A 26,258-nucleotide genomic window follows, 5' to 3' on the forward strand; every position below is an offset into this window, starting at 1 on the left:
CCCCGGGCCCTCACGGGCCCGGGGTCCTTCGCGTTGGTCGGGCGTGCTGCGCGGTGTGGCGGTCGGCCAACCTCCCCCGAGGACACGGCCGGCGTCCGGCACGTCCCGGACAGGAAACCGGGACGGAGCACGCGTGGACGGGGTGGTTTACTTCGGCGGCTTCTTGCCGGTGACGCCCAGGTAGACCTGGAGCGCCAGCGTGGGCTTGAGGTCCTTGGCCTTCACTCCCCAGGAGGTGAAGGCCTTGGCGTGCTCGGCCGCCGAGGCGAGCAGCGAGACCAGGGCCCCGGAGAGTCCGGAGGCGTCGACCGACCTGTCGGTCTTCCCCTGGTTCGCCGAGATGGCCTCGGCGAGGGGCCCGGCCACCGAGTTGAGGACCTTCATGCGGATCTTGAAGAACCGCTTGTCCCCTTCGGCCGCACCGAGAGTGACGACTCGGAGAATGGCATCGTTCTTGCGCCAGAAGGCGAGAAAACCCTCCACCAGGTCTTCCGACGTGGTGACACCGGTCTTTCCCGCCCAGGACTTTCCATCGACGAGCTCCTTGAGCTCGACGCTGTCCTCGGCCATTTCCTCGGCGATTTCGAGGACTGCGCCCTCGACGTCCGGGAAGTACTGGTAGAAGGTCGCGGGGGAGGTGCCTGCCATCCGGGCGACGTCGATGACCTTGACGTCCCGGTACGGAGACGTGCTGAGCATCTCGCGGAGGCAGTCGAGCAGCTTCTGCCGCGTCTCCTGTCCGCGTCGCCCGGCGACGCGACCGTCGACGGTGCGAACTTGTCCTGTCATGCCGTCAGCTTACCGTGGCAAGATCTTGGCGCGATTCGGTGATGCGACTATTAGCCCGCCCGGGTTGATGGATATTCAGCTCCGGATGCCCGCGACCGTTCCCCCCCGTGAGCTGACGGGACCCCAGCGTGACGGGTCGTCGGCTGAGGCTCCGTCGGGTGGCGCAGAGTGACCGTAGTGGAGCCTGCTGTTCCGATTGCGGGCCCGTCGGCGGCCGGTCGGCCACCGCCGTCCGTCGGTCCGTCAGATCCCGTCCGGGAAGGCCGGAACCCGCCCCGGACGGGGCTGCGGCGGGGGAGATTGGATCAGGCGGGGCGGGCATTGGAGAATCGGGGGCGTCGCGCCCCCGACCGGGTGGCGGCAGGACGGGGAGGTGGCTGCGGAGTGGACCAGCTTTCGGCGCACGATCCGAGGCGGATCGGGCCCTTCGAGGTGCTCGGGCGGCTCGGCGCGGGCGGGATGGGTCTGGTCTACCTGGCACGCTCCGCCTCGGGCCGCCGGGTGGCGATCAAGACGGTGCGGGCGGAACTGGCCGAGGACGACCTGTTCCGGGTCCGCTTCGCCCGGGAGATCGCGGCGGCCAAGACGGTCGGCGGCTTCTACACCGCCGCCGTGGTGGACGCCGACGCCGACGCGCGGGTGCCCTGGCTGGCCACCGCGTACGTCCCGGCGCCCTCCCTGGAGGACCTGGTCGCCCACTGCGGGCCGCTGCCGGTGGACGCCGTCCGCTGGCTGATCGCGGGCATCGCCGAGGCCCTGCAGTCCATCCACGCGGCCGGGCTGGTCCACCGCGACCTCAAGCCCTCCAACGTGCTGGTGGTCGAGGACGGCCCGCGGGTGATCGACTTCGGCATCGCCGCCGGGGTCTCCAGCTCCCGCCTCACCATGACCAACGTCGCGGTCGGCACCCCCGCCTACATGTCGCCGGAGCAGGCCAAGGACAGCCGCAGCGTGACCGGCGCCAGCGACGTCTACTCGCTCGGCTCGCTGCTGGTCTTCTGCGCCACCGGCCACGCCCCCTACCGGGGCGCCAACCCGGTCGAGACCGTCTTCCAACTGCTGCGCGACCAGGCCGACCTGACCGGCCTTCCGGCCGAGCTGCACGACCTGGTCCGGGCCTGCATGCGGCAGGAGGCCGACCAGCGCCCGACCCCGGCCCAGATCCAGGCCGAGCTGGCCCCGCACCTGTTCTCGCGGGACGACGCGGCCGGGGAGGCGGGGGACTGGCTGCCCGTCAACGCGATCGACCTGATCGAGCAGAAGCGCAACCGGCGGCCCACCCCGCCGCCGCCCGTGCCGGCCCCCGTCCCGCAGCCCCAGCCCCAGCCGCACCCCCAGCCCCAGCCGCACGGGCAGCCGTACGAGCGGGCGACCGAGAAGATCGCGGGACGTCCGCCGCAGGGCGTCCCCGGCCAGGGGGCTCCGGACCACGGCGCGCCGGCCCAGGGGGCCGTCCGGCTGGCCGGGGCGGCGGTGCCGATAGGGCCCGGCCCCCGGGCCGAGGCGGCGCCCGGCGGCATGGCCGGACCGGGCACCGACTGGGTGCGCCGCGCGACGCCCGCAGGGGCCGGGCAGCCCGCCGAGGCCGAGCCGCCGGCTCCGCGCTGGCGTCCCTGGCGGTTCCGGATGTCCAACGACGTCTGGGGCACCCCGGTGGTCGCCGAGGGCACCCTGTTCGTCTCCAGCTTCGAGGTGCACGCCCTCGACATCGGCTCCGGCCAGCGCCGCTACAAGACCCGGGACGTGGCCTGGGCACTCGCCGTGGACTCCGGCCGGGTGCACGCCGCCGACGGCCCGCACCTGTACACCGTGGACGTCCGGGACGGCACGGAGCGCTGGCGCAACTCGCTGGACGGCTGGATCTACTCCCTGGACGCCGCCGACGGCGTGCTCTGCTGCGGTGTCAGGGGCGGTGGCGTCCAGCTCCGTTCGGCCGCCAGCGGGGCCGAGCTCTGGCGCGCCGACGACGCCCAGCAGGACTACGAGAACCCGCAGTCCGGTCCGGCCCTGGTGGCCGGGGCGATGTACTACCACGGCGGCGGACGGCTGCGCTGCGTCGACCCGCGCGGCGGCGGCATCCGCTGGGCCATCCCGGTCGGCGAGGGCGTTCCCTCCCGCCCGGTCGAGCACGCCGGCACCCTCTACCTGACCTCCGGCACCCGGGTCTTCGCCCTGGACGCGGCCACCGGTGCCGAGCGCTGGCGGTTCGAGGCGGCCGTGGTGCTCTTCACCCCGCCCGCAGTGGACAACGGCGCGGTCTACGTCGCCGACTACCTCGGCACCGTCTACTCGCTGGACGCCGCCACCGGCCGCGACCGCTGGCGCGGCCGCACCGGCAGCCGCCAGGGCGCCGAGCCCGTGGTGGTCGCGGGCGGCACCGCCCTGGTCGGCGCGGGGGACACCCTGCACGCCTTCGACACCGCCTCCGGCCACGAGCGCTGGCGCTACCGCGCCCGGGGCGACCTGGTGGGGACCCCGGCCGTCGCCGACGGCCTGGTCCACCTCGGCAGCCGGGACCACTCCCTGCACACCCTGGACCTGAGCACCGGTCAGCTCCGCTGGGAGCTCGGCACCAAGGGCGAGCTCACCGGCTCCCCGGTGGCCGTCGGGGGGAGGGTCTTCGTCGGCTCCAAGGACCGGTGCGTCTACGCTCTGGACGCGTTCTACGGCACGGCCGTACCGAACTGACGGGGCGGAGCGGGGGGATGACAGAGATGGAGACGGCGTCGAAGGTCTCGGAGCCCAAGGTCTCGGAGCCCAAGGTCTCGGAGCCGAAGGCCACGGAGCCCAAGGTCTCGGAGCCCAAGGCTTCGAAGTCGAAGGCCTGGACGAGACCGGAGCTCCCGGACCTGGCCGAGCAGCTGGAACAGGCGGCGCACCGGCGGCGGCGTCGGCGTGACCGCCGGCGGCAGGGGTGGGCACTGGGCTGCGTCGGGGTGGCCCTGCTGCCGGTGCTGGCGGCCGGTGGCGCGGTGGTGGCCTCCGCCGCGCGGGAACGGAACGCGAAGACCCGGGCGGTGGCGGAGGCGGACCGGGCGGCCGAGGCGTTCGTCGCCTCGGTCGCGGGCCTGGACTACACCCAGGGCGTGCCGAAGGACAGCCTGGCGTCCGCGGCGGCCGCCGGAAAGGTCAAGCTGAGCGACGTCCGGCCCGGGCCGGGCTGGTCGGTCGAGGTGCGGCTGCGGGTGGAGCGGGGTTACACCTCGTCGCCGGTACCGATGCACCTGACCGCCAAGCGCTGCTACCGCCTGGTGCTGGGCGTCCAGGGCCCGCCTCCGGCCCTCGTCGGATCGGACTGCTGAGCCCGCGTCAGCCGCGGCGCCGCCAGGCCTCCCAGGCCGAGGTGATCATCGAGTCCAGGTCGTGGGCGGCCTTCCAGCCGAGCTCACGGTGGATCAGTTCGGCGGAGGCGACCACGCTGGCCGGGTCCCCGGCGCGGCGCGGGGCGATCTCCGGCGGGGTGTCGAGGCCGGTGATCCGGGCGATGGCGGCGACCATCTCCAGCACCGAGACGCCCTCGCCCCGGCCGATGTTGAGGGTGAGCGCGAGCCGCTCCTCGGCGGCCTCCAGGCGCTCGACGGCGGCCAGGTGGGCGGAGGCGATGTCCGCGACGTGGATGTAGTCGCGCACGCAGCTGCCGTCGGGGGTGGCGTAGTCGTCGCCGAAGACCAGCGGGGCCCGACCGGACGTCAGGCGCTGGAGCACCATCGGCACCAGGTTGGAGACCCCGTCGTCGGCCAGCTCCGGGGCGGCCGTGCCGGCCACGTTGAAGTAGCGCAGCGAGACGGTGGACAGGCCGTGGGCACGGCCGACGGCCCGCACCATCCACTCGCCGGCCAGCTTGCTCTCGCCGTACGGGTTCATCGGGTCGCAGGGGGTGGCCTCGGTGACCAGGTCCACGTCCGGCATGCCGTAGACGGCGGCCGAGGAGGAGAACAGCACGTGCCGCAGGCCGCCGTCCACGGCCGCCTCCAGCACGGTCTGAAGGCCCGTGAGGTTCTCCCGGTAGTAGCGCAGCGGCTGCTCGACCGACTCGCCGACCGCCTTCTTGGCCGCGACGTGCACCACGCCGGTGACCCCGTGCTCCCGGATCACCGCGTCCAGCGCCGCCCGGTCCAGCGTGGAGCCGACCACCAGCGGCACGCCCCCGGGCAGCCGGGACGGGGAGCCGCTGCTCAGGTCGTCCAGCACGACCACCCGCCGCCCGGTCGCGACCAGCTCCCGCACGACGTGTCCGCCGATGTAACCGGCTCCGCCGGTGATCAACCAGGTCATGTCCGAGAGCCTATGCCGCCGACGCACCGCTCCGGGAGCGGCGGCTGACAGCGCGTCGGTTCGGGATATCGGGACATAAAGGTGCAATCCTGCCAAAGCTGCCCAGGCCCGACGGCAGTCGCCCGCGCACGGAACCGGAGGAATCCCAGGTGCACCCCAAGAAGGAACCCACCCGCCCGATCCCGGCCGGCCCCCGCCCCACCGGGCCCCGGCTGCTGCTCCCCGGGATGGCCCTGCTGGCGGCCGTCGCCCTGGTCAGCGGCTGCACCAGCAGCAGTTCCTCCTCGTCCTCGGCGTCCTCCTCCGCGTCGTCCTCCGCCTCCTCCACGGCGGCCGCGCCGTCGAGCTCCAACTCGCTCCAGGACGACTACCAGAAGGTGATCGCCAACGTGCTGCCCTCGGTGGTGCAGATCACCACCGGCACCGGGCTCGGCTCCGGCATCGTCTACGACGACAAGGGCCACGTCGTCACCAACGCCCACGTGGTCGGCACCGCCAAGACCTTCACCGTCACCCTGGCCAACAGCAGCAAGGTGCTCGACGCCACCCTGGTCGCCAGCTACCCCGAGTCCGACCTCGCCGTCATCAAGCTCACCAACCCGCCGAGCGGTCTCAAGCCCGCCGCCTTCGGTGACTCCGGCAAGGTCGAGGTCGGCCAGATCACCCTCGCCATGGGCAGCCCGCTCGGCCTCTCCTCCTCCGTGACCCAGGGCATCGTCTCGGCCACCGGCCGGACCGTCTCCGAACCCAAGGGCGGCGACTCCCCGGGCGCCACCATCGGCAACATGGTGCAGACCTCCGCCGCCATCAACCCCGGCAACAGCGGCGGCGCCCTGGTCAACCTCTCCAGCCAGGTGATCGGCATCAACACCCTCGCCGCCACCGACCCCGACATGAACGGCAGCGCCGCCCCCGGCATCGGCTTCGCAATCCCGGCCGCCACCATCACCAGCATCGCCGACCAGCTCATCAAGGACGGCAAGGTCACCAACTCCGGCCGGGCCGCCCTCGGCATCACCGCCCGCACCTACTTCGACGCCGACTTCCGCCCCGCGGGCGTCGTCATCGCCTCCGTCACCGCCGGCGGCCCCGCCGCCAACGCCGGCCTCCAGCCCGGCGACGTCATCACCAAACTCGGCGACACCCCCATCACCACCATGAACAGCCTCACCACCGCCCTCGCCGCCCTCCAACCCGGCGCCAAGGTCCCCGTCACCTATCAGCGCGACGGCAAGACCACCACCACCGACGTCACCCTCGGCACCCTCCAGGGCTGACACCCCCTCAAGACCCCGGGCCCGGCAGGCCCACACCCGCGCAAGGGCAGGCCTGCCGGGCCCGGTCACGTCGGGAATGGCCCGGCTATACAGATTTCCATATACTGGATTGCGTGGCCGACCTCTGGCGGATCGAGATCGAACCGGAAGTCCGACAGTGGCTGGAACAGCTGCCGGATGCTCAGTACGACAAGGCGGAGCGCGCTGCGGACATGCTCGCGGCCCAGCCGACCACCTTGGGCGAGCCTTACGCGCGGCACTTGGGCGGCAAGCTCAGAGAGCTCCGCTTCGTCATGGACGGCAATGCCGTGCGCATCACGTACTGGTTGACGTCCGATCAGCGGATCGTTCTGCTGACGGTCTTCCGCAAGACCCGACAGCGCGAGACCGCAGAGGTGGACCGGGCCCGCGCCGCGCAGCGGCTCTGTGAGGCCCGGCACGGTGCTGCGGAGCACGACTGGGACCGGACTGAGGAGGAGAGACCGTGAACCACGCGGAGTGGAAGACCCGCAGGACCAGGAAGCTCCTGGGCGAGACGGTCGAGGAGTCCCAGGCCTACGTCGAGGCCGGCTACGCGTTCGCCCTGGGGCAGGCCGTGTACGACCGCCGGACGGAGTTGGGCCTGTCCCAGGCCGAGGTGGCGCGACGGGCCGGGATGACGCAGCCGCAGATCTCGAACGTCGAGGGTGGGGATTCGGTGCCGACCCTGCCGGTGCTCACGCGGCTCGCGAAGGCGCTGGAGGCCTCGCTGACGATCGCCCTCGACGGCGACGCCTCGGCCTTCGTGTTCACCGCACGGGGCACCCGGGGGCCGGACGAGGCACCCCCGGGTGGTGGGCGGGACGCCGCTGCCTGAGCCTCAGCCGCGGTGGGTGCGGGTGTGCCAGGGGAGTTCGACGGTGATGGTGGTGGGGCCGCCGGTGGGGCTGTCGATGAGGAGGAGGCCGTCGACGGCGGTGACGCGGTCGGTGAGGCCGGCCAGGCCGGAGTTGGGGTGGGGGGTGGCGCCGCCGTGGCCGTCGTCCTTGACCTGGAGGATGAGGCGGTCGTCGGAGCGCCAGGCCTCGACGGTGGCGGTGGTGGCGTGGGCGTGCTTGGAGATGTTGGTGAGCAGCTCGCTGACGGTGAAGTAGGCGATGCCCTCGACGGCGGAGGCCGGGCGGTCGGGGAGGTCGACGTGGACGGTGACGCCGCCGGGGACGGTGCAGCGGGCGGCGACGGCGGAGAGGGCGGCGTCCAGGCCGCGGTCGGTGAGGACGGCGGGGTGGATGCCGCGGGCGAGGTCGCGGAGCTCCTGGAGGGCGAGCTTCACCTCGCCGTGGGCGGCGTCGACCATGACGGCCGCGGCGGCGGGGTCTTCGGTGAGCTTCTCCTTGGCCAGGCCGAGGTCCATGGCGAGGGCGACCAGGCGGGCCTGGGCGCCGTCGTGGAGGTCGCGCTCGATGCGGCGCAGGTCGGCGGCGGCGGTGTCGACGACCACGCCCCGGTCGTCCTCCAGTTCGCGGACCCGCTCGGAGAGCGCGCTCGGCATCAGCAGACTGTCCGTCAGGACCCGGTCGGTGGCGAAGAGGAAGCGCATCGCCCAGGGGAGGACCGGCCAGCCCACCACGAGCAGGACCAGGGTGAGGGCGAAGGAGAGGATCCCCCAGGGGACCATCACCAGGCAGTAGAGGGCGGAGCGCCAGGACAGCGAGTCGGTGATCTGGGCGGTGACGCGACCGGCCATCCCGGGGCGGGTGAGCTGCGGCGGTGCGGCGACCACCGGGGGCGTGCCGAGCACCAGGGCGGAGCGGCGCCGGCCGAGCGCGCCGAGCGAGCGGCTGACGCCGAGGCCGAAGGCGAGCAGCGGCAGGCCGATGACGGTGATGGAGAGGCCGAGCCCGGCGACCAGCAGCACCGCGGTGACGGCGAACCCGAGGACCCCCACAGGCAGGTTGAGCAGCAGGTGCTGGACCTGGCGCCACATCAGCTTGCCGTACAGCGGGGGGCGGAGGTTCTGGTTCTCCTTCATCACGTGCCCAAGCCTCTCAGTAGATCTTCCGGGTCGAGCATCCCGGGTCGGGAGGGCAGCGGGCCATGAGGGCTGCGGGTGTCCACAGGGTGGGGATATCCCCACCCCCTCCTGTCCATCCGGTGTCTTGCAGGTCGGGCACGGTCTGGCGGTAGGGGGCGGTGCACATAGACTCACGCTCTGACATTGCTGGGACGCGTGAGTAGTAGAAGAAGAGAGGCGGACGCATGGAGGGGCAGTTGGCCGCTGCCGACCCTGCTGCGGGAGCCGGCTATTTCGACGCCTACGCGGCCGTCGGCCTGCTCGCCGTGGTCGGCGCGCTGTTCGTCGCGGTCTCGTTCACGGTGAACCGCCTGCTCCGGCCGGTGGTCCACTCGCCGGAGAAGCTGCTCGCCTACGAGTGCGGCGTCGACCCGGTGGGCGAGGGCTGGGCGCACACCCAGGTCCGCTACTACGTCTACGCGTTCCTCTACGTCATCTTCGCGGTGGACGCGATCTACCTCTTCCCGTGGGCGACGGTCTTCGCCGACCCCGGGTACGGCGCGGCCACCCTGATCGAGATGTTCGTCTTCATCGGCTTCCTGGCGGTCGGTCTGCTGTACGCCTGGAAGAAGGGCGTTCTGGAATGGACCTGAGCCACAACCACGGCGGTCCGGTGCCCCTGGGCATCCCGGACCCGGCCAACCCCGGTGCGGTGGAGGTCCGCAAGGTCGGCCCGCTGGCCCGGCTGGCGCCGGACCCGGTCAAGGTGGTGCTCAACTGGGGCCGCCGGTACAGCCTCTGGTGCTTCAACTTCGGACTGGCCTGCTGCGCCATCGAGTTCATCGCGGCCTCGATGGCCAAGCACGACTTCATCCGGATGGGCGTGATCCCGTTCGCCCCCGGCCCGCGCCAGGCCGACCTGATGATCGTCTCCGGCACCGTCACCGACAAGATGGCCCCGGCCGTCAAGCGGCTGTACGAGCAGATGCCCGAGCCGAAGTACGTCATCTCCTTCGGCGCCTGCGCCAACTCCGGCGGCCCGTACTGGGACTCGTACTCCGTCACCAAGGGCGTGGACCAGATCATCCCGGTCGACGTCTACGTGCCCGGCTGCCCGCCGCGGCCGGAGGCGCTGCTCCAGGGCATCCTCAAGCTCCAGGAGAAGATCGCGGCCGAGTCGCTGCCGCAGCGGTACGCGGCGCCGGACGCCGCCCTGCGCCGCCCGCTGGTGGCCGGCCCGGAGGCTGAGCAGAAGTGACGCACCCCCAGATCACCGCCGAGAACGCCACCGAGGTGTTCGGCGAGTGGGCCACCGCCGCCGAGGCGTACCAGCTGTTGACGGTGGACGTGCCCGCCGAGCGCTGGATCGAGGCGCTCACCGCCGCCCGCGACGTGCTCGGCCTCGCCTTCTTCGACTGGCTGAGCGCCGTGGACGAACTGGCCGACGGCTTCTCCGTCGCCGCCCACCTCGCCGACGCGGGGTCGGGGCCGGTCCGCCACCTGCTGCTGCGCACCCGCGTGCCGCGGGACGCCGCCGCGCTGCCCACCGCCATCGGCGTGTACGCGGGCGCGGGCTGGCACGAGCGGGAGACGGCCGAGATGTTCGGCATCGACTTCACCGGCCACCCGCACCTGATCACCCTGCTGCTGCCGGACGGCTTCGAGGGCCACCCGCTGCGCAAGGAGTTCGTGCTCGCGGCCCGGGTCGCCAAGGCCTGGCCCGGCGCGAAGGAGCCCGGCGAGAGCGAGGGCGACGGCCCGGCCCGGCGCAAGATGCAGCCGGCCGGCGTGCCGGACCCGAACGAGTGGGGCCCGCTCAAGGGCACCCTGCCGCCCGTCGCCGAACGCCCGGCCCGCGCCGCCCGTACGCCGCGCGCCGCCGCCGGTGCGGCGGGTGCCGCCGCCGAGGGTGCGGAGGCGCGTCCGCGCCGGACCCGCTCCATCAGCGACGGCTCCGTCAGCCAGGCGGGAGAGGGCGCACCGGCCACCGAGGCCGCACCGCGTCCGCGCCGGACCAGGTCGATCAGCGACGGCTCGGTGAGCCAGACCGCCGACACCCCGCCGACCGAGGCACCGTCACGTCCGGCCCCCCGTTCCTCGGACGCCCCGTGGCACAACCCGGCCCCGTCCACCGACCAGCCGGCCGCCGCCCCGACCCGCCCCGCACCCCCGGCCCCGCCGGTCAGCGGCGGCCCGGGCGCCCCGGCCGTCCCCGCGACGCCGACGCCGACGCCGACGCCGACGCCCGAGCCGGAGCCCGCCCCCGCGCCGGAGGCGAAGCCCGCCCCCGCGCCGGAGGCGAAGCCCGCCGTCGAGCCCGAGTCCGCCGTCGAGCCCAAGCCCGCCGCCGAGTCCGGCCCGCAGGAAGGAGAGGGCGCGTGAGCCTCCTCGAGATGCTGCTGCGCTGCGTCGCGGTGCTGGTGGTCTTCCTGGTCGCCCCGCTGGTGATCGGTCAGACCGAGCACAAGGTGATGGCGCACATGCAGGGCCGCCTCGGCCCGATGTACGCGGGTGGCTTCCACGGCTGGGCCCAGCTGGTGGCCGACGGCGTGAAGTTCGTGCAGAAGGAGGACGTGGTCCCGGCCGACGCCGACCGCCGCGTCTTCCAGCTCGCACCGGCCGTCGCACTCCTGCCGTACCTGATCGTGCTCCTCGTCATCCCGGTCGGCCCGGACGGCTTCGTCGGCCAGACCGTCGACGCGGGCATCTTCTTCGTGCTCGCGGTGATGGGCGTCGGCGTGCTCGGCTCCCTGATGGCGGGCTGGGCCTCGGCCAACAAGTTCTCCCTGCTCGGGGGGCTCCGCACCGCCGCCCAGCTGATGGCGTACGAGCTGCCGATGCTGCTGGCCGCCGCCTCCGTGGCGATGGCGGCCGGCACCCTCTCGCTCCCCGGGATCCTGGAGGGGTTCCAGTGGTGGTGGGTGCCGTGGCAGATCACCGGCGCCTTCGTCTTCTTCGTCGCGGGCCTCGCCGAGCTCCAGCGGCCGCCGTTCGACATGCCGGTGGCCGACTCCGAGATCATCTTCGGCGCGTACACCGAGTACACCGGCATCCGCTTCGCGTTCTTCCTGCTCTCGGAGTACGCGGGCATCCTGGTCGTCTCCGCGCTCACCGCCGTCCTCTTCCTGGGCGGCTGGCACGGCCCGTTCGAGGACCAGCTCGGCTGGCTCTGGACGATCGTCAAGACCTTCGCCCTCGCCCTGGTGGTGATCTGGCTGCGCGTCACCTGGCCCCGCCTGCGCGAGGACCAGCTGATGAAGTTCGCCTGGACCACGCTGATCCCGCTGGCCCTGGCCCAGCTCGCGCTGACCGGCATCGTGAAGGTGGCGATCCAGTAATGAAGCTTCCCGGCTCCGGCCTGGCCAAGGGCCTCGCCGTCACGCTCCGCACGATGACGAAGAAGACCGTCACCGCGCAGTACCCGGACGTCCAGCCCGAGCTCGCCCCCCGCACCCGCGGGGTGATCGCGCTGCTGGAGGAGAACTGCACGGTCTGCATGCTCTGCGCCCGCGAGTGCCCGGACTGGTGCATCTACATCGACTCCCACAAGGAGACGCTGCCCGCCGCCGACCCGAACGCCCGCGCCCGCACCCGCAACGTGCTGGACCGCTTCGCGATCGACTTCTCGCTCTGCATGTACTGCGGGATCTGCATCGAGGTCTGCCCCTTCGACGCGCTGTTCTGGTCCCCGGAGTTCGAGTACGCGGAGACCGACATCCTGGAGCTCACCCACGAGAAGGAGCGCCTGCGCGAGTGGATGTGGACGGTGCCCGCACCGCCCGCGCTCGACCCGGCGGCCGAGGAGCCCAAGGAGATCGCGATGGCCCGCAAGGCCGCCGAGAAGGCGGCGGCAGCGCTCGCCAAGGAGGCTGACGACCAGTGAGCCCGCTCTCGACCGCCGTCGGCTCGCTGGAGCCGGCCACCCGTTCCTTCCTCTCCCCGACCGGGGCGGAGATCGTCTTCCTGCTGGTCGGCGTCGCCGTGCTGGGTGCGGCGGTGCTCACCGTGACCACCCGTCAGCTGGTGCACGCCGCGCTCTGGCTGGTGGTCGCGCTCGGCGGCCTGGCCGTGGAGTTCCTGCTCCTCACCGCCGAGTTCATCGCCTGGGTGCAGGTGCTGATCTACCTGGGCTCGGTGGTGGTCCTCGTCCTCTTCGGACTGATGCTCACCCGCGCCCCGATCGGCCGCTCCCCGGACGCCGACTCGGGCAACCGCTGGGCCGCCCTCGCGGTCGGCCTCGGCTCCGCCGCCGTGCTGGTGACCCTGGTGGTGGACGCGTTCCGCACCACCTGGATCGACCTGGGCGCGGGCGGCGGCAGCGCCCGGGCCACCGGCCAGTACCTGTTCCGGCACTGGGTGCTGCCCTTCGAGGCGCTCTCGGTGCTGCTGCTGGCCGCGCTGGTCGGCGCCATCGTGCTCTCCCGCAGCAAGGACGGCGGCAAGCCCCGCCCCCGGGCCGGCAAGCTCCGCGCGGGCAAGGCGACCAGCCCGAGGACGGCGACCCAGCAGCAGCCGACCCAGCAGCAGCCGACCCAGCAGCAGCCGACCGCGCAGCAGCCGACCGCCCCGAAGGAGCACTGACGCGATGCACCTCGCCTATCCCGTCGTGCTCGCCGCGCTGCTGTTCAGCGTCGGCGTCTACGGCGTGCTCGCCCGGCGCAACACCGTCCTGGTCCTGATGTCCGTCGAGCTGATGCTCAACGCCGTCAACCTCAACCTGGTCGCCTTCGACGTCTGGCTGCGGGACACCCTGCACGCCGGTCAGGCGCTCACCCTGTTCACCATCACGCTGGCCGCCGCCGAGATCGGTCTGGGGCTGGCCATCGTGCTGCTGGTCTTCCGCACCCGCGGCACCGCCGACATCGACCGGGTCAACGGCCTGGGTGACGACGCGTCGGCGGACGAAGCAGAGCCGGCGGAGGCCGCCGCATGAACCTCGCCCTCCCGATCCTGGTCCCGGTGCTCCCCGCGCTGGGCGCCGCCGCCACCCTGGCGACGGGCAGGCGCGCCCCGGGCCTGACCCGGCCGCTGGCCGTGCTGCCGGTGCTCGCCTCGGCGGTGCTGGCCCTGGTGGTCGCGCTCCAGCTGGGCACCGGCGGCACCCTGGACGCCGCCACCCGGCTGGCCCCGACCGGCGGGCCGGACCTCTCCCTCGCCCTCCACCTGGACGGCTACAGCTCCCTGATCTCGGTGCTGGTCGGCCTGGTCGCCACCTGCGTGCAGGTGTACTCGACCGCCTACCTCAAGGACGACCCGCGCTACCCGTCCTACGCCGCGCTGGTCTCGCTCTTCACCGCCGCGATGTTCCTGGTCGTCTACTCCGGGGACCTGGTCGTGCTGCTGGTCGGCTGGGAGGTGATGGGCATCTGCTCGTACTTCCTGATCGGTCATCACTGGGAGACCGCCGACGCCCGCTCCGCCAGCCTCAAGGCCTTCCTGGTCACCAAGCTCGGCGACGTGCCGTTCCTGATCGGCATCTTCCTGCTGGGCGCCGACGCGGGCACCTTCCGGATCGAGGGCGTGCTCAGGGCCGCCACCGAGGGCCAGCTCTCGCACCCGACGCTCACCGCCCTGCTGCTGCTCGGCGGCGTGGCCGGCAAGAGCGCGCAGTTCCCGCTGCACACCTGGCTCCCGGACGCGATGGCCGGCCCGACGCCGGTCTCCGCGCTGATCCACGCCGCCACCATGGTCGCGGCGGGCATCTACCTGGTGGCCCGGCTGCTGCCGGTCTTCCTGGCCTCCACCGCCGCGCTGGTGGTGCTGGCCGTGATGGCCGCCGTCACCATGGTCGGCTCCGCGCTCTGCGCCCTCGCGCAGGACGACCTCAAGCGGGTGCTGGCGTACTCGACGGTCGGTCAGCTCGGCTACATGGCGGGCGCGCTGGCCGCCGGCGACCGGCAGGCCGCCGTCTTCCACCTGGTCGGCCACGGTGCCTTCAAGGCGCTGCTCTTCCTGGCGGCCGGTGTGGTCATCCACGCCGCGCACACCAACTCGCTCTCGGCCATGGCCCGCATCCCGGACCTGCGCAAGAAGGTCCCGGACGCCTACTGGACGATGGGCATCGCCCTGGTCGCCCTGGTCGGGCTGCCGCCGTTCACCGGCTTCTTCACCAAGGAGTCGGTGCTCACCGCCGCCGAGCACGCCGCCACCGGCGAGGCGCTGACCAACGGCCTGGGCCCGGCCTTCGCCGTCCCGGCCGCCGCCGGGTGGATCGTGCTGGTCTCGGCCGGGCTCACCGCGCTGCTCACCGCCGCCTACGCGGCCCGGCTCTGGCTGCTGGCCTTCCACAGCTCGGACGTTCCGCTCGCCCGCCCGGTGCTCGCCCCGTACTCGCCGGAGGTCGACGAGGCCGACCCGGCCCACGCCGAGCCGGCCGCGATGCGCTGGCCGCTCTGGGTGCTGGCGGTGCCGACCATGGCCTTCGGCATCGCGGGCCTGCGCAGCGACTGGCTGCCCGCGCTGCTGGACGGCGGCGAGCTCCGCCCGTCCACCGTGACGGCGGTGATCGGCACCGGCCTGGCCGTGGCCGGTCTGCTGATCGGCTGGGCCGCCTGGCGGACCGTCACCTCCCGGGCGATCGACGCGGCCGCCCGGGTGCCCGAGCAGCCGGGGGCCCCGGCCGCCGAGTCGCTCACGCCCGTCGCCCCCGCGCCCGCCCCGGCCACCGACCCGGGCCGCCTGCTGCTCGGCCCGCTGTACCGGCCCGCGCTGCACGGCTTCCGGGTGGACGCGCTCTACTCGGCGCTGTTCGTCCGGCCGACCGCCGGGGCCGCCAAGCTGGTCCGCTTCCTGGACCGCGAGGTCGTCGAGACCTACGTCGAGGGCAGCGGCCAGGGTGCCAAGCTGCTCGGCTGGGCCGTCCGCCGCGCCCAGACCGGCAACGCCCAGACCTACCTGAGCGCGCTGCTCGCCGCCGTGGTCGTCCTCACCGTCCTGGTGGCGGTGGGCACGTGACCCTCTCTCACCTGATCGTCGGAGGCCGTCGGTGAACGTGCTCCTCATCGCCCTCCTGGCCGTCCCGCTGCTGGGCGCCGCCGTCACCCTGGCCCCGCTCGGCGAGCGGGCCGCGCTGCGGCTCGGCGTCGGCGTCACCGGTGCGGTGCTGCTCGGCTCCATCGGCCTGGCCGCCGCCTTCGACCACGACCGGCCCGCCGCGATCCAGGGCGTCACCGACGTGGCGTGGATCCCGGCGATCGGGGTCCGGTTCCACCTCGGCGTGGACGGCATCTCGCTGCCGCTGGTGGTGCTGACGGCACTGCTCACCTTCCTGTGCGCCGTCTACTCCACCAAGCGCCTGCCGGACGGCCCGGGCGCCCGGGCCTTCACCGGGCTGGTCCTGCTCCTGCAGGTCGGCATGCTCGCCACCTTCCTGGTGCTGGACCTGGTGCTGTTCTTCCTGGCCTTCGAGATCGTGCTGATCCCGATGTACTTCCTGATCGCCCGCTGGGGCAGCGGTCAGCGGGTCCCGGCGGCCAACCGCTTCATCCTCTACACCCTGCTCGGCTCCGCCGTGATGCTGCTCGGCTTCCTGCTGATCGGCCATCAGGCGGGCACCTTCGACATGACGGCGCTGGCGCAGCGGCACGGCTCCGGCCTGAGCCACGGCACCCAGGTGATCGCCGCGCTGGCGATCCTGGCGGGCCTCGCGGTCAAGGCCCCGGCCTTCCCGCTGCACAGCTGGCTGCCGGACGCGCACACCGCCGCGCCCACCGCCGGCTCGGTGCTGCTGGCCGGCGTGATGCTCAAGATGGGCACCTACGGCCTGGTCCGGGTGCTGCTCCCGGTGGTCCCGGACGGCGCCGCCACGCTGGCCCCGTACCTCGGGGCGCTGGCCGCGGTCGGCATCGTCTACGGCTCGCTGGCCTGCCTGGCGCTGGCCCGGCCCGGCGGCAAGGGCGACCTCAAGCGCCTGATCGCGTACTCCTCGGTCGGCCACATGGGCTTCGTGCTGCTCGGCATCGCCTCGATGACCCCGGCCGGGGTGAACGGCGCGCTGTTCGCCAACATCGCCCACGGCCTGATCACCGGCCTGCTGTTCTTCCTGGTCGGCGCCGTCAAGGACCGCTACGGCACCGCCGACCTGGACACCCTCGCCGGGGTCACCGGCGCCGCGCTCTACGGCCGCGCGCCCCGGATCGGCGGGCTGCTGGCCTTCGCCGCCGTGGCCAGCCTCGGCCTGCCCGGCCTGGCCGGCTTCTGGGGCGAACTGCTCGCCATGTACGGCGCCTTCGACCCGGCCGCCGGGCTCTCCCGCCCGGCCTTCCTCACCTACCTGGTGCTCGCGGGGCTCGGCACCCTGCTCACCGCCGCCTACCTGCTGATCGTGGTCAAGCGGGTCTGCATGGGCGACCCGGAGCAGGACGGGCCGGAGCTCGCGGACCTCAAGGGCTACGAGGCCGTCAGCTGGACCCCGCTGGCCGCCCTCACCCTGCTGGCCGGGCTCTGGCCCGCGCTGCTGCTCGGGCTCTCCGACCCGGCCGTCAAGCACCTGCTCGGGGGTGGCTGACCCGTGCTCACCTTCCCCACCTCCCTGGGACGGACCGCCATGACTCCTCTCGCCGCCGCCGAGCCGGGCTCGCTGATCCAGTCCGTCGACTGGGTGGCGATCGCCCCGCCGCTGATCGCCGCGCTCGGGGCCCTGGTCGTGCTGGTGGCGGATCTGTTCTTGAAGGGGAGTCAGAAGCGGCTGCTCTCCTGGCTGGCGGGCGGGTCGCTCGTCCTCGCGCTGGCGGCCCTGCTGCCGCTCGCCCTCGGGGACGCCCGCTCGACCTTCTGCATCACCGGCACCGGCTGCTCCTACGTGGCCGACGACTTCGCGCTGGTCTTCCAGCTGCTGGCGCTGGCCGGCGCGCTGCTGGTCACCCTGCTCTCCGTGCACACCGTCAGCTCGGAGCAGCTGCCCGGCGGCGAGTACTGGTTCCTGCTGCTGAGCAGCGCCGCCGGCGCAGCCCTGCTGCCCGCCTCCCGCGACCTGGCCACCCTGGTGGTCGCCCTGGAGGTCGTCACCCTGCCGTCCTTCGCGCTGGTCGCGCTGCGCCGGGACGGACGGGGCGCCGAGGCCGCGCTGAAGTTCTTCCTCTCCTCCGTCACGGCCACCGCCGTGATGCTGCTCGGCGTCGGCTTCGTCTACGCGGCCTCCGGCGGCCTGCACTTCACCGCCGTGGCCGAGGGCCTGACGCAGGCTCCGGCCCAGCTGCGCCACCTGGCCGAGGCGGGCGCGGTGCTCACCCTGGTCGGCTTCGCCTTCAAGACCGCCGCCGTGCCCTTCCACTTCTGGGTGCCGGACACCTACGTCGGCTCCCCGGTCCCCGTCGCCGGCTACCTCTCGGTGGTCGGCAAGGCGGCCGGTCTGGCGGGCCTCGCCCTGGTCACCACGCTGGCCTTCCGCCCGTACGGGCACACCTGGGGCCTGGTGCTCGCGGTGCTGGCCGCCGTCACCATGACCGCGGGCAACGTCGCCGCGCTGCGCCAGCGCGGCGCGGACCGGGACGGCGCCGTCCGGCTGCTCGCCTGGTCCTCCGTCAGCCAGGCCGGGTACCTGCTGGTGCCGCTGGCCGCCGCCGGGTACGCCGGGACGGCGGAGCCGGTCGGGGCGACCGCCGCGTACGCGCTGATCTACGGGGCCGTCAACCTCGGTGCCTTCGCCGTGGTCGCGGTCACCGGGGGCGGCTCGCTGGACTCCTACCGGGGCCTGTTCGCCCGCAACCGCTGGTCCGCGCTGGCGCTGGCCTTCTTCCTGCTCTGCCTGGCGGGCCTGCCGCCGGGCGTGGTCGGCCTGTTCGGCAAGGTGGTGGTCTTCCGGGCCGCGGTGGACGCCGGCCTCGGCTGGCTGGCCGTGGTGATGGCGGCCAACGTCGTCATCGCCCTGTACTACTACCTCACCTGGACCGCGAAGCTCTTCGCCCCGGGCGAGGGGACGGCCCGTCAGGTGCCGGGCCCGCTCAAGGCGACCATCGCCCTGACGGCCGCGGCCGCCGGTGTGCTCTCCGTCGCTCCGCAGCTCGTCCTGCAGGTGGTCGGCGGGTCGCTGTTCTGACGTACCACCGGTGCTCAGGGAACGAAGGGCCCGTGCGGGCACGTTGATCCCGTAGTAGGGATGGGGTCAGAAGGGCTTCCCACCGCACCACCTGGAGGGCCTGCGTGCACCGGCACAACGGGTTGAGGACGGCCGCGCTGCTCGGCGGCCTGTCGGCGCTGATCCTGGTGATCGGCAGCTTCTTCGGCCGGGCGGGCTTCGTCCTCGCACTGCTGGTCGCCCTCGGCACCAACGCCTACGCGTACTGGAACAGCGACAAGCTCGCGCTGCGCGCCATGCGGGCCCGCCCGGTCAGCGAGATCGAGGCGCCGCGGCTGTACCGGATCGTCCGCGAGCTCTCCACCTCCGCCCGCCAGCCGATGCCCCGCCTCTACATCTCGCCCACCGAGGCGCCGAACGCCTTCGCCACCGGCCGGGACCCGCGGCACGCCGCCGTCTGCTGCACCGAGGGCATCCTGCGGCTGCTGGACGAGCGGGAGCTGCGCGGGGTGCTCGGGCACGAGCTCAGCCACGTCCACAACCGGGACATCCTGATCTCCTCGGTGGCCGGGGCGCTGGCCTCGGTGGTGATGTTCCTGGTCAACTTCGCCTGGCTGATCCCGTTCGGCCGCAGCGAGGACGACGACGGCCCGGGCCTGTTCGGCATGCTGGCGATGATGGTCCTCGGCCCGCTGGCCGCCTCCCTGATCCAACTGGCCGTCAGCCGCTCCCGGGAGTACCAGGCCGACGCCGACGGAGCCCGGATCACCGGGGACCCGCTGGCCCTCGCGAGCGCGCTGCGCAAGCTGGAGGGCGGCACCCAGCGCCTGCCGCTGCCGCCCGAGCCCGCACTGAAGACCGCCAGCCACATGATGATCGCCAGCCCGTTCCGGACCGGTGAGGCCGGCACCCGGCTGTTCTCCACCCACCCGCCGATGGCCGAGCGGATCTCCCGCCTGGAGCGGATGGCCGGAGAGCGGCTGCCGTGACAATCTGATCACCGCCCTCATTCCCGCCATCACAGGAGCACATCCGCATGAGCAGCGCAGCACACTACGACGTCGTCGTCCTCGGTGCCGGGCCCGGTGGCTACACCGCGGCCGTCCGCTCCGCCCAGCTGGGCCTGCGCACGGCCGTGATCGAGTCCAAGTACTGGGGCGGCGTCTGTCTGAACGTCGGCTGCATCCCGTCCAAGGCGCTGCTGCGCAACGCCGAGCTGGCGCACATCTTCACCAAGGAGGCCAAGACCTTCGGCATCAAGGTCGAGGGCTCGGTCAGCTTCGACTACACCGAGGCCTTCAAGCGCAGCCGCTCGGTGGCCGACGGCCGGGTCAAGGGCGTCCACTACCTGATGAAGAAGAACGGGATCACGGAGTACGACGGCCGTGGCACCTTCGTGGACGAGCACACCATCCAGGTCGCGCTGAACGGCGGCGGCTTCGAGGTCGTCACCTTCGACCACTGCGTCATCGCCACCGGCGCCTCCACCCGGCTGCTCCCCGGCACCAGCCTGAGCGACCGGGTGGTGACGTACGAGGAGCAGATCCTCACCGACCAGCTGCCCGGCTCCATCGTCATCGCGGGCGCCGGCGCGATCGGCGTCGAGTTCGCCTACGTGCTGCACAACTACGGCGTGCAGGTCACCATCGTCGAGTTCCTCGACCGGATGGTGCCGCTGGAGGACGCCGAGGTCTCGGCCGAGCTGGCCAAGCAGTACAAGAAGCTGGGCATCCAGGTGCTCACCTCCACCCGGGTCGAGTCGATCGACGACAGCGACCCGGCGGCCAAGGTGAAGGTCACCGTCACCAAGGACGGCGTCCAGCAGGTGCTGGAGGCCGACAAGGTGCTCCAGGCGATCGGCTTCGCGCCGCGCACCCAGGGCTACGGCCTGGAGAACACCGGGGTCAAGCTCACCGACCGCGGCGCGATCGCGGTCGACGGCCGGGGCCGCACCAGCGTGGACCACATCTTCGCGATCGGCGACGTCACCGCCAAGCTGATGCTGGCCCACGCGGCCGAGGCGATGGCCGTGATCGCGGCCGAGACCATCGGTGACGCGGAGACCATGGAGGTGGACTTCGCGATGATCCCGCGCGCCACCTACTGCCAGCCGCAGATCGCCAGCTTCGGCTACACCGAGGCCCAGGCCCGCGAGCTCGGGTACGCGGTGAAGGTCTCCAAGTTCCCGTTCACCGCCAACGGCAAGGCGCACGGGCTCGGCCACCCGGTCGGCTTCGTCAAGGTGATCAGCGACGAGACCCACGGCGAGCTGCTCGGCGCCCACATGATCGGCCCCGAGGTCACCGAGCTGCTGCCCGAGCTGACGCTGGCCCAGCAGTGGGACCTCACCGTGCACGAGGTGGCCCGCAACGTGCACGCCCACCCGACGCTCGGCGAGGCCGTCAAGGAGGCCGTGCACGGCCTGGCCGGCCACATGATCAACATGTGACCGGCCGGTTGGTCTGGGCCCTTCGCGCAGCCGCCGCGCGTCAGTCGCGGAAGGTGCAGAGGGCCCAGACCACGAAGGCGTCGATCGCGATGGCGATCAGCGACCAGAGCGGGTAGTAGGGCAGGAACAGGAAGTTCAGCACCAGGTGCAGCGAGACCAGCGCGATGCCGAGCACCCGGGCCCAGGCCGCGCCGGTGAGGATCCCGAAGCCGACCGCGGCGAGCACCACGCCGAGCAGCAGGTGGATCCAGCCCCAGGACGTCAGGCTGAACGAGAAGGTGTAGTTCGGGGTGGTCAGGTAGACGTCGTCCTTGGCCAGCGCCACCACGCCCTGCAGGATCCCGATCACCCCGCTGACCACCATCATCACGCCGGCGAACAGCACCAGGCCGGTGACCGCCCCGGAGTTCGACCGGCGCGCACCGCCCGGTGCGGGGACGGGGCCTGACGGATCGTAGAGCGGGCCGGATGCCTGGGCCATGGCTGCCTCCTGGGGTGAACTGACGGAGTGCCAGTTTTGTCCCAGTATGTGAGGGGCGTCGGTGGACGGCACCCCGGACGGGGCGGCGGATGGACGGCCCCTCGGGGGCGCGGGACGATGGAGACCCCAGGAGAGGGGGTGCGGTATGCGCCGTCACCGATTTCACCGCGACCACGGCGGGCACTCGGTCACCGTCTTCCTCCGGCAGGGCCTGCACACCGAGGCCGAGCTGCTGGTCGACGGCAAGGAGGTCGGCAGCACCCGGCTGACCGGCCGCGGCCCCTGGACCCTGGACGACTCCCTCCCCGAGGACCCGCCGGTGCCGTTCACCGTCCGGATCAGCCCGAGCGACCCGCCGGTCTGCGTCCTGGAGGTCGCCGGGGCCGCGCACCCGATGCCGCCGGTGCTCTCAGGCCGATAGCTCCGCGGCGGTCGGCGGGTTGGCGCCGGCCCGGGAGACGGTGAGGGAGGCGGCGCGGCCCGCGTAGCGCAGCAGCCAGGTCAGCGCCCGCTGGTCGAGCACCGCCAGTGCCGGGCGGGCCGCCGCCCCGAGCAGCCCCCGGGAGGCGAGCCGGTCCAGCACCGCCGCCGTGAACGAGTCCCCCGCCCCGACCGTGTCCACCACCTCGGCCGGGGCGGCGCCCTGCTCGGCCCCGGCGTACCGGGTGTACGCGGCGGAGCCGGCGGCGCCCCTGGTCACCAGCACCACGGCCGGGCCCAGCGCCAGCCAGTGCTCGGCCACCTCGCGCTCGGCCCTCCCCGGGTAGAGCCAGGCCAGGTCCTCGTCGCTGGCCTTCACCAGGTCGGCCACCGCGACGCAGCGCTCCACCTTCGGCAGGGCCTCGGCGGGGGAGCCGAGCAGGGCGGGGCGGACGTTGGGGTCGTAGCTGACGGTGGCTCCGGCGGCGCGCATCCGCTCCGCGAGGGCCAGCACCGCCGCCGCCCCGGGCTCCAGCAGGGCGGCGACCGAACCCAGGTGCAGGTGGTCGGCCGGCGCCACCCCGGTGTCGGTGAGGGTCCAGCGCACGTCCAGGTCGTAGGAGGGCTGCCCGTCCGGCCCGAGGGTCACCACGGCGGTGGGGGTCGACACCCCGTCCTGACCGTCCGTCAGCAGCTCCACCCCGGCGCCGCGCAGGTGATCCGCGATCAGCCCGCCGACGGGGTCGGCCCCGAGCTGCGTCAGCAGGGCGGCCCGCCGCCCCAGCCGGGCCAGCCCGTACGCGACGTTCGCCGGGCTCCCCCCGGCGTGCACGACGTCCTCCCGGCCGGGCTCCCGGACGATGTCCGCCACGCTCTCCCCGACCACCACGAACGAACTCATCCCGCCACGGTACCGGCGCGCCGGACCGCCCGGGGCGGGTCTCTGCCGATGTGCGGCTCCGCCGCGTGGGCGCGGGGTTGGTGGTCACCCCGGGGGCGCGGGGCTGTGTTGATGTGCGGCTCCGCCGCGTGGGCGCGCGGCTGGTGGTCACCCCGGGGGCGCGGGGAACTGCGCGAGGCGGAAGACGACGACCCGTGTGCCGGGTGCGGGGATTCACTTGCACGTGGCCGTCCGTACCCGGCACACGGGTCTCCTCCTTCCGATTCGCGCAGTTCCTCGCGCCCCTGAGCGCGTGCCCTGCCGGGCGGGAGCGCGCCCCTGAGCGCCCTCCGGGCGTCGGATGCCCCTGGGCGGGCAGTTCGTGCGGCGTTATGTTGGTCGCTCCTGGGGCGGGAGGGGCGTGGGTGGTGAGCACGGAGGAGGAGGCGGCCCGGCGGTACGGGGCGGCCGGGGCGGCGGAGGGGGCCGGGCTCGCGGCCGTGCTGGCGGGGTACCGGCGGGTGTGTCCGGGGGAGGCCCCTGCCGAGGTGGTGGCGGCCCTGGTGCACGGGCACCGGGAGGTCCTGGCCGCCCGGGAGCGGCTGGTGCGGCTGGCGGCCGGGGAGGGCCCGGAGGAGGAGCTGCGGGCGGGGGCCGAGCGGGCCGGGTTCGATCCGGCGGGCTCCTTCCAGGCCTGGCTGACCGGCCCCGCGGCGGCCGCCCCGGGGGAGGAGGGGGCGGAGCGGCTGCGCGAGCGGTTGGGCCGGCTGCCGGGCCGGTTCGCGGTGGAGGCCGCGGAGCCGGAGCGCCGGCTGATCCTCGGTCAGGGCGCCGAGGAGCGGGCCGTGACGGCGCTGCTCGGCGGCGGCTGCGTGGCCGTCGGCCTGGAGCGGATCGGCCCGCAGGCGGCCCGCCGCTCGGTGCGCGACGCCCGCGCCGCGCACCGCCTGGCGGCGGGGCGCCCGGGCACGTGGCGGTACGCGGAGCTGTGGCCGCTGGCCGTGACGGCCGCCGCGGTGGACCGGCTGGACCCGCTGCTCGCCCCGGCGGTGGCGGCGGCCCGGACGTACCCGCACCTGGCCGAGGCGGTCCGGGCGTTCGCCGACCACGGCTTCGACCCGGTGGCGGCGGCCCGCGCCCTGCGGCTGCGGCCGGAGGAGCTGGAGCACCAGCTGCTCCGCTGGCGCAGGCTCACCGGCGCCGACGTCCGGACCCTCCCGGGCCTGACGGCCTCCCGGGCCGCCGTCGAGCTGGCCGCCGCCGGGCCCTGCGTCCGGCCGCCGGGGGAGTGGTGAGGGGACCCCGCCCGTCGCCGCCGAGGAATCGGGCCGCATGATGGGCCGGAGACCCGGCCCGGCCGCCGGGCGTTCACCGAGCCGCCGTGGGGCGGTCCGTGCAGCTGTTGCCCATTCGTGACCGAGACCAGGTCGCCTGACGCAACCTTCACCACCCGTGTGGACGTATACAGAGACCGTAGGGCGATGTGTGGGGAGTGTACGGATGAGGCGGGCAGACAGGGCCCTGGTGGCCGGCGTGGTCGGCGGCGTGCTGATGCTGACGGCTGCGTGCAGCGGTAGCACCGGCGGTGGCAGCGGCGGCAGTGGCGGCGACGGGGCCGGCAAGCCGTCGGTGGAGCCGTCGAAGACCTCGGCGGCCGTGGTGAGTGTGGAGCCGGCGGACGGGACCAAGGAGGTCAAGCCGTCCGGCGCGCTGAAGGTCGCGGTCGCGGGCGGGAAGCTGACCACCGTCAAGGTGACCGGTAAGGACGGCGCCGAGGTGCCGGGCGAGCTGACCGCGGACGGTCTGGGCTGGGCCCCGAAGAACAACCTGGCGGTCTCCACCGAGTACCAGGTGGACGCCCAGGCGGTGGACGACAAGGGCGTGGCGACCAGCAAGAAGAGCAGCTTCACCACGCTGACCCCGAAGAAGGGCGCGGGCCCCCGGGACAACGTGGCGGAGAACCAGACCTACGGCGTCGGCATGATCGTCTCGCTCACCTTCACCACCCCGGTGAAGGACAAGGAGGCGGTGGAGAAGGCGGTCACCTTCCAGACCGCCGACAACGCCGTGGTGAAGGCGCACTGGTTCGGCACCCAGCGGGTGGACTTCCGCCCGGAGAAGTACTGGAAGTCGAACAGCAAGGTGACGGTCAAGTACAACCTCAAGAGCGTGGAGACCTCGCCCGGTGTCTACGGCGAGGTGGACAGCAGCCAGACCTTCACCATCGGCCGCTCCCGGGTGAGCGTCGCGGACGCCGAGTCCAAGCAGATGGTGGTGACGGAGGAGGGCAAGGCGCCGTTCACCGTGCCGATCAGCGCCGGTGCCACCTCGCCGGCCTCCCAGAACACCTTCAACGGGACCATGGTGGTGATGGCCAAGGAGGGCACCACCGTCATGGACTCCAGCACGGTGGCCAACCACGAGGGGCCGGCCTACAAGGTCGAGATGCCGCACGCGCTGCGGCTCACCCCGACCGGCACCTACGTGCACGGCAAGAACGTGGCCCGGTCGGTCTTCGGCAGCCAGAACACCAGCCACGGCTGCATCGGCCTGTACGACACGGCCGGTGACGGTTCGTCGGACACCCCGGCGGGCAGCTTCTACGACGCCTCGATCGTCGGCGACGTGGTGACCGTGAAGAACTCCGTCGGCAAGCAGGTGGACCCGTCGAACGGCATGAGCGGCTGGAACATCGACTGGAGCAAGTGGTGATGACGGCGCGTCAGCGCTAGAGCGCCGCCTCGGGCGGGGGTGCCCATCGGGTTTGCCGGGCACCCCCCATCGAAGGGACGAACGGCCACGGGTCGTGCGTGGACCGTACATTTGTGGAAGTAGAACCCCACAGGAAATGGAGACGCAGTACCAACGCTTTCCATTTCGGTGCGGACTCCCTGTCCCTCGGAATTCCCGAGAAAGCGAGAACCCGATATGACCACGACCGGAGAGCGTGCATCCGCAGCCCCGATCAGAAGGCGCCTCCGCGCTGAATTCCTCCCCGTCAGCGTGGAGGCCCGACTCTCGCTGATGCTCCGGGTGAGCGTGGCCCTGGTGTTCATCTGGTTCGGCCTGCCGAAGTTCTGGCCCGGGCTCAGCCCGGCCGAGCCGCTGGCGGTCCGCACCACGGAGGCGCTGACCTTCGGGGTGCTGCACGGGCACCTCGCCTGCGTGCTGATCGCGGTCTTCGAGGTCGGCTTCGGCCTCCTCTTACTGACCGGCCGGATCCCGCGGCTCACCTACCTGGCCTTCCTCGGCCACATGGCCGGGACGGCCACCCCGCTGATCCTGTTCCCCGAGGTCACCTGGGTGATGCCGACGGTCGGCACGTTGGAGGGCCAGTACATCCTGAAGAACGCGGTGCTGATCGCGGCGGTGACCTCCGCCCTGGTGCTGACCCGTCAGGACCAGCGTCAGCGACTGCAGCTCCGGCAGCAGATCGAGGAGCTGGAGCACGCCCGGCCGGCCACCGTCGCGGCCTGACCGACCCTCGTACCACCGCCCCGCACCACCCTCCCGTGACCGGGGGACGGCAATGACGCCGTCCTCCGGTTCCTGCATTTCCCGGGGGAATTGCCGGAATGCGATCACCGGATTGTCCGTGATCCCCCATCGGTGGCACCGGGGAACAATTCAGCGAATTCAGCCATACGTTTGTGTCATCGAACCGGAACCCCTCACCAAG

The 26,258-nt window shown here is 72.9% G+C and carries 26 protein-coding genes; 21 read left to right on the top strand and 5 right to left on the bottom strand.

Annotation, left to right across the window (positions count from 1 at the left end; all coding sequences use genetic code 11):
* Positions 1-147 precede the first annotated feature (147 nt).
* Positions 148-789 carry a TetR family transcriptional regulator gene (locus tag ACWEPF_RS11490; protein ID WP_345278893.1) on the bottom strand — a complete coding sequence of 214 codons (642 nt, stop codon included), beginning with the start codon at positions 787-789 and terminating at the stop codon, positions 148-150.
* Between the two features lie 384 nt (positions 790-1,173).
* On the opposite strand from ACWEPF_RS11490, the gene ACWEPF_RS11495 reads away from it, so the two are divergent.
* Together ACWEPF_RS11495 and ACWEPF_RS11500 are read left to right on the top strand one after the other, a co-directional pair.
* Complete coding sequence (locus tag ACWEPF_RS11495; protein WP_452172408.1) at positions 1,174-3,477, top strand: outer membrane protein assembly factor BamB family protein; 2,304 nt, start codon at positions 1,174-1,176, stop codon at positions 3,475-3,477.
* Between the two features lie 17 nt (positions 3,478-3,494).
* Entirely contained in the window at positions 3,495-4,091 is a 597-nt protein-coding gene (locus ACWEPF_RS11500) for a hypothetical protein (RefSeq protein ID WP_452172409.1), read from the top strand.
* A gap of 7 nt (positions 4,092-4,098) precedes the next feature.
* On the opposite strand, the gene galE is transcribed toward ACWEPF_RS11500, so the two are convergent.
* Positions 4,099-5,064 (bottom strand): UDP-glucose 4-epimerase GalE, encoded by a 966-nt coding sequence (gene galE / locus ACWEPF_RS11505; protein WP_452172410.1) that lies wholly within the window; start codon positions 5,062-5,064, stop codon positions 4,099-4,101.
* Positions 5,065-5,291: 227 nt separating this feature from the next.
* Between galE and ACWEPF_RS11510 the strand changes: the two genes are divergently transcribed.
* The 3 genes from ACWEPF_RS11510 (at position 5,292) to ACWEPF_RS11520 (ending at position 7,197) form a co-directional block, all read left to right on the top strand.
* Positions 5,292-6,341, top strand: a complete 1,050-nt coding sequence (locus ACWEPF_RS11510; RefSeq protein ID WP_452172468.1) for a S1C family serine protease — start codon at positions 5,292-5,294, stop codon at positions 6,339-6,341.
* A 113-nt stretch (positions 6,342-6,454) separates the two neighbouring features.
* Positions 6,455-6,829, top strand: coding sequence for a type II toxin-antitoxin system RelE/ParE family toxin (locus tag ACWEPF_RS11515; RefSeq protein WP_452172411.1), 375 nt, complete (start codon positions 6,455-6,457; stop codon positions 6,827-6,829).
* Complete coding sequence (locus ACWEPF_RS11520; protein WP_452172412.1) at positions 6,826-7,197, top strand: helix-turn-helix domain-containing protein; 372 nt, start codon at positions 6,826-6,828, stop codon at positions 7,195-7,197. Before ACWEPF_RS11515 ends, ACWEPF_RS11520 begins: the two co-directional genes overlap by 4 nt.
* Before the next feature lie 3 nt (positions 7,198-7,200).
* On the opposite strand, the gene ACWEPF_RS11525 is transcribed toward ACWEPF_RS11520, so the two are convergent.
* On the bottom strand, positions 7,201-8,352 hold the full coding sequence (locus ACWEPF_RS11525) for a sensor histidine kinase (RefSeq protein ID WP_452172413.1): 1,152 nt from the start codon (positions 8,350-8,352) through the stop codon (positions 7,201-7,203).
* Between the two features lie 227 nt (positions 8,353-8,579).
* Here ACWEPF_RS11525 and ACWEPF_RS11530 point away from each other — a divergent pair, with 227 nt between their 5' ends.
* The 12 genes from ACWEPF_RS11530 (at position 8,580) to lpdA (ending at position 20,798) form a co-directional block, all read left to right on the top strand.
* Complete coding sequence (locus tag ACWEPF_RS11530; protein WP_345278880.1) at positions 8,580-8,987, top strand: NADH-quinone oxidoreductase subunit A; 408 nt, start codon at positions 8,580-8,582, stop codon at positions 8,985-8,987.
* Positions 8,978-9,592 (top strand): NADH-quinone oxidoreductase subunit B, encoded by a 615-nt coding sequence (locus ACWEPF_RS11535; protein WP_345278878.1) that lies wholly within the window; start codon positions 8,978-8,980, stop codon positions 9,590-9,592. Before ACWEPF_RS11530 ends, ACWEPF_RS11535 begins: the two co-directional genes overlap by 10 nt.
* Positions 9,589-10,716 carry an NADH-quinone oxidoreductase subunit C gene (locus ACWEPF_RS11540; RefSeq protein ID WP_452172414.1) on the top strand — a complete coding sequence of 376 codons (1,128 nt, stop codon included), beginning with the start codon at positions 9,589-9,591 and terminating at the stop codon, positions 10,714-10,716. The genes ACWEPF_RS11535 and ACWEPF_RS11540 overlap by 4 nt, the downstream gene beginning before the upstream one ends.
* Before the next feature lie 11 nt (positions 10,717-10,727).
* Complete coding sequence (locus ACWEPF_RS11545) at positions 10,728-11,672, top strand: complex I subunit 1/NuoH family protein (RefSeq protein ID WP_345278954.1); 945 nt, start codon at positions 10,728-10,730, stop codon at positions 11,670-11,672.
* Positions 11,672-12,217, top strand: coding sequence for a NuoI/complex I 23 kDa subunit family protein (locus tag ACWEPF_RS11550; protein WP_345278874.1), 546 nt, complete (start codon positions 11,672-11,674; stop codon positions 12,215-12,217). The genes ACWEPF_RS11545 and ACWEPF_RS11550 overlap by 1 nt, the downstream gene beginning before the upstream one ends.
* Positions 12,214-12,915 carry an NADH-quinone oxidoreductase subunit J family protein gene (locus tag ACWEPF_RS11555; protein ID WP_452172415.1) on the top strand — a complete coding sequence of 234 codons (702 nt, stop codon included), beginning with the start codon at positions 12,214-12,216 and terminating at the stop codon, positions 12,913-12,915. Before ACWEPF_RS11550 ends, ACWEPF_RS11555 begins: the two co-directional genes overlap by 4 nt.
* A gap of 4 nt (positions 12,916-12,919) precedes the next feature.
* Positions 12,920-13,267, top strand: coding sequence for an NADH-quinone oxidoreductase subunit NuoK (gene nuoK / locus ACWEPF_RS11560; RefSeq protein ID WP_345278870.1), 348 nt, complete (start codon positions 12,920-12,922; stop codon positions 13,265-13,267).
* Positions 13,264-15,288 carry an NADH-quinone oxidoreductase subunit 5 family protein gene (locus ACWEPF_RS11565; protein ID WP_452172416.1) on the top strand — a complete coding sequence of 675 codons (2,025 nt, stop codon included), beginning with the start codon at positions 13,264-13,266 and terminating at the stop codon, positions 15,286-15,288. Before nuoK ends, ACWEPF_RS11565 begins: the two co-directional genes overlap by 4 nt.
* A 31-nt stretch (positions 15,289-15,319) precedes the next feature.
* A complete protein-coding gene (locus ACWEPF_RS11570; protein ID WP_452172417.1) occupies positions 15,320-16,840 on the top strand; it encodes a complex I subunit 4 family protein in 1,521 nt (506 codons plus the stop codon).
* Between the two features lie 39 nt (positions 16,841-16,879).
* Positions 16,880-18,370, top strand: coding sequence for an NADH-quinone oxidoreductase subunit N (locus tag ACWEPF_RS11575; RefSeq protein WP_452172418.1), 1,491 nt, complete (start codon positions 16,880-16,882; stop codon positions 18,368-18,370).
* A gap of 104 nt (positions 18,371-18,474) precedes the next feature.
* Entirely contained in the window at positions 18,475-19,338 is an 864-nt protein-coding gene (htpX, locus tag ACWEPF_RS11580) for a zinc metalloprotease HtpX (protein ID WP_345278862.1), read from the top strand.
* A gap of 47 nt (positions 19,339-19,385) precedes the next feature.
* Positions 19,386-20,798 (top strand): dihydrolipoyl dehydrogenase, encoded by a 1,413-nt coding sequence (gene lpdA, locus ACWEPF_RS11585; RefSeq protein WP_452172419.1) that lies wholly within the window; start codon positions 19,386-19,388, stop codon positions 20,796-20,798.
* 40 nt (positions 20,799-20,838) lie between these two features.
* Here the strand turns inward: lpdA and ACWEPF_RS11590 are convergent, their stop codons facing one another.
* Positions 20,839-21,279, bottom strand: a complete 441-nt coding sequence (locus ACWEPF_RS11590) for a DUF7144 family membrane protein (RefSeq protein WP_452172420.1) — start codon at positions 21,277-21,279, stop codon at positions 20,839-20,841.
* A gap of 145 nt (positions 21,280-21,424) precedes the next feature.
* Between ACWEPF_RS11590 and ACWEPF_RS11595 the strand changes: the two genes are divergently transcribed.
* Positions 21,425-21,700 carry a hypothetical protein gene (locus ACWEPF_RS11595; RefSeq protein WP_345278856.1) on the top strand — a complete coding sequence of 92 codons (276 nt, stop codon included), beginning with the start codon at positions 21,425-21,427 and terminating at the stop codon, positions 21,698-21,700.
* On the opposite strand, the gene ACWEPF_RS11600 is transcribed toward ACWEPF_RS11595, so the two are convergent.
* Positions 21,689-22,600, bottom strand: a complete 912-nt coding sequence (locus tag ACWEPF_RS11600) for a carbohydrate kinase family protein (protein WP_452172421.1) — start codon at positions 22,598-22,600, stop codon at positions 21,689-21,691. The genes ACWEPF_RS11595 and ACWEPF_RS11600 overlap by 12 nt on opposite strands.
* Positions 22,601-23,007: 407 nt before the next feature.
* On the opposite strand from ACWEPF_RS11600, the gene ACWEPF_RS11605 reads away from it, so the two are divergent.
* The 3 genes from ACWEPF_RS11605 (at position 23,008) to ACWEPF_RS11615 (ending at position 26,056) form a co-directional block, all read left to right on the top strand.
* The gene (locus tag ACWEPF_RS11605; protein WP_452172422.1) at positions 23,008-23,874 is read left to right on the top strand and encodes a hypothetical protein; all 867 of its coding nucleotides are present in this window, start codon (positions 23,008-23,010) and stop codon (positions 23,872-23,874) included.
* Positions 23,875-24,079: 205 nt separating this feature from the next.
* Complete coding sequence (locus tag ACWEPF_RS11610) at positions 24,080-25,291, top strand: L,D-transpeptidase (RefSeq protein ID WP_452172423.1); 1,212 nt, start codon at positions 24,080-24,082, stop codon at positions 25,289-25,291.
* 312 nt (positions 25,292-25,603) lie between these two features.
* Positions 25,604-26,056: a DoxX family membrane protein gene (locus tag ACWEPF_RS11615; RefSeq protein WP_452172424.1), complete on the top strand. Its 453-nt coding sequence runs from the start codon at positions 25,604-25,606 to the stop codon at positions 26,054-26,056.
* Positions 26,057-26,258: the final 202 nt, after the last annotated feature.

It is taken from the genome of Kitasatospora sp. NPDC004289 (assembly GCF_053602875.1).

Coding starts and splice junctions, on each gene's coding strand:
- ACWEPF_RS11490 (WP_345278893.1), bottom strand. CDS start 789: ATGACAGGACAAGTTCGCACCGTCGACGGTCGCGTCGCCGGGCGACGC.
- ACWEPF_RS11610 (WP_452172423.1), top strand. CDS start 24,080: ATGAGGCGGGCAGACAGGGCCCTGGTGGCCGGCGTGGTCGGCGGCGTG.
- ACWEPF_RS11510 (WP_452172468.1), top strand. CDS start 5,292: ATGGCCCTGCTGGCGGCCGTCGCCCTGGTCAGCGGCTGCACCAGCAGC.
- ACWEPF_RS11535 (WP_345278878.1), top strand. CDS start 8,978: ATGGACCTGAGCCACAACCACGGCGGTCCGGTGCCCCTGGGCATCCCG.
- ACWEPF_RS11575 (WP_452172418.1), top strand. CDS start 16,880: ATGACTCCTCTCGCCGCCGCCGAGCCGGGCTCGCTGATCCAGTCCGTC.
- ACWEPF_RS11615 (WP_452172424.1), top strand. CDS start 25,604: ATGCTCCGGGTGAGCGTGGCCCTGGTGTTCATCTGGTTCGGCCTGCCG.
- ACWEPF_RS11595 (WP_345278856.1), top strand. CDS start 21,425: ATGCGCCGTCACCGATTTCACCGCGACCACGGCGGGCACTCGGTCACC.
- ACWEPF_RS11500 (WP_452172409.1), top strand. CDS start 3,495: ATGACAGAGATGGAGACGGCGTCGAAGGTCTCGGAGCCCAAGGTCTCG.
- ACWEPF_RS11565 (WP_452172416.1), top strand. CDS start 13,264: ATGAACCTCGCCCTCCCGATCCTGGTCCCGGTGCTCCCCGCGCTGGGC.
- ACWEPF_RS11590 (WP_452172420.1), bottom strand. CDS start 21,279: ATGGCCCAGGCATCCGGCCCGCTCTACGATCCGTCAGGCCCCGTCCCC.
- lpdA (WP_452172419.1), top strand. CDS start 19,386: ATGAGCAGCGCAGCACACTACGACGTCGTCGTCCTCGGTGCCGGGCCC.
- ACWEPF_RS11525 (WP_452172413.1), bottom strand. CDS start 8,352: ATGAAGGAGAACCAGAACCTCCGCCCCCCGCTGTACGGCAAGCTGATG.
- ACWEPF_RS11545 (WP_345278954.1), top strand. CDS start 10,728: ATGCTGCTGCGCTGCGTCGCGGTGCTGGTGGTCTTCCTGGTCGCCCCG.
- ACWEPF_RS11550 (WP_345278874.1), top strand. CDS start 11,672: ATGAAGCTTCCCGGCTCCGGCCTGGCCAAGGGCCTCGCCGTCACGCTC.
- ACWEPF_RS11600 (WP_452172421.1), bottom strand. CDS start 22,600: ATGAGTTCGTTCGTGGTGGTCGGGGAGAGCGTGGCGGACATCGTCCGG.
- galE (WP_452172410.1), bottom strand. CDS start 5,064: ATGACCTGGTTGATCACCGGCGGAGCCGGTTACATCGGCGGACACGTC.
- nuoK (WP_345278870.1), top strand. CDS start 12,920: ATGCACCTCGCCTATCCCGTCGTGCTCGCCGCGCTGCTGTTCAGCGTC.
- ACWEPF_RS11530 (WP_345278880.1), top strand. CDS start 8,580: ATGGAGGGGCAGTTGGCCGCTGCCGACCCTGCTGCGGGAGCCGGCTAT.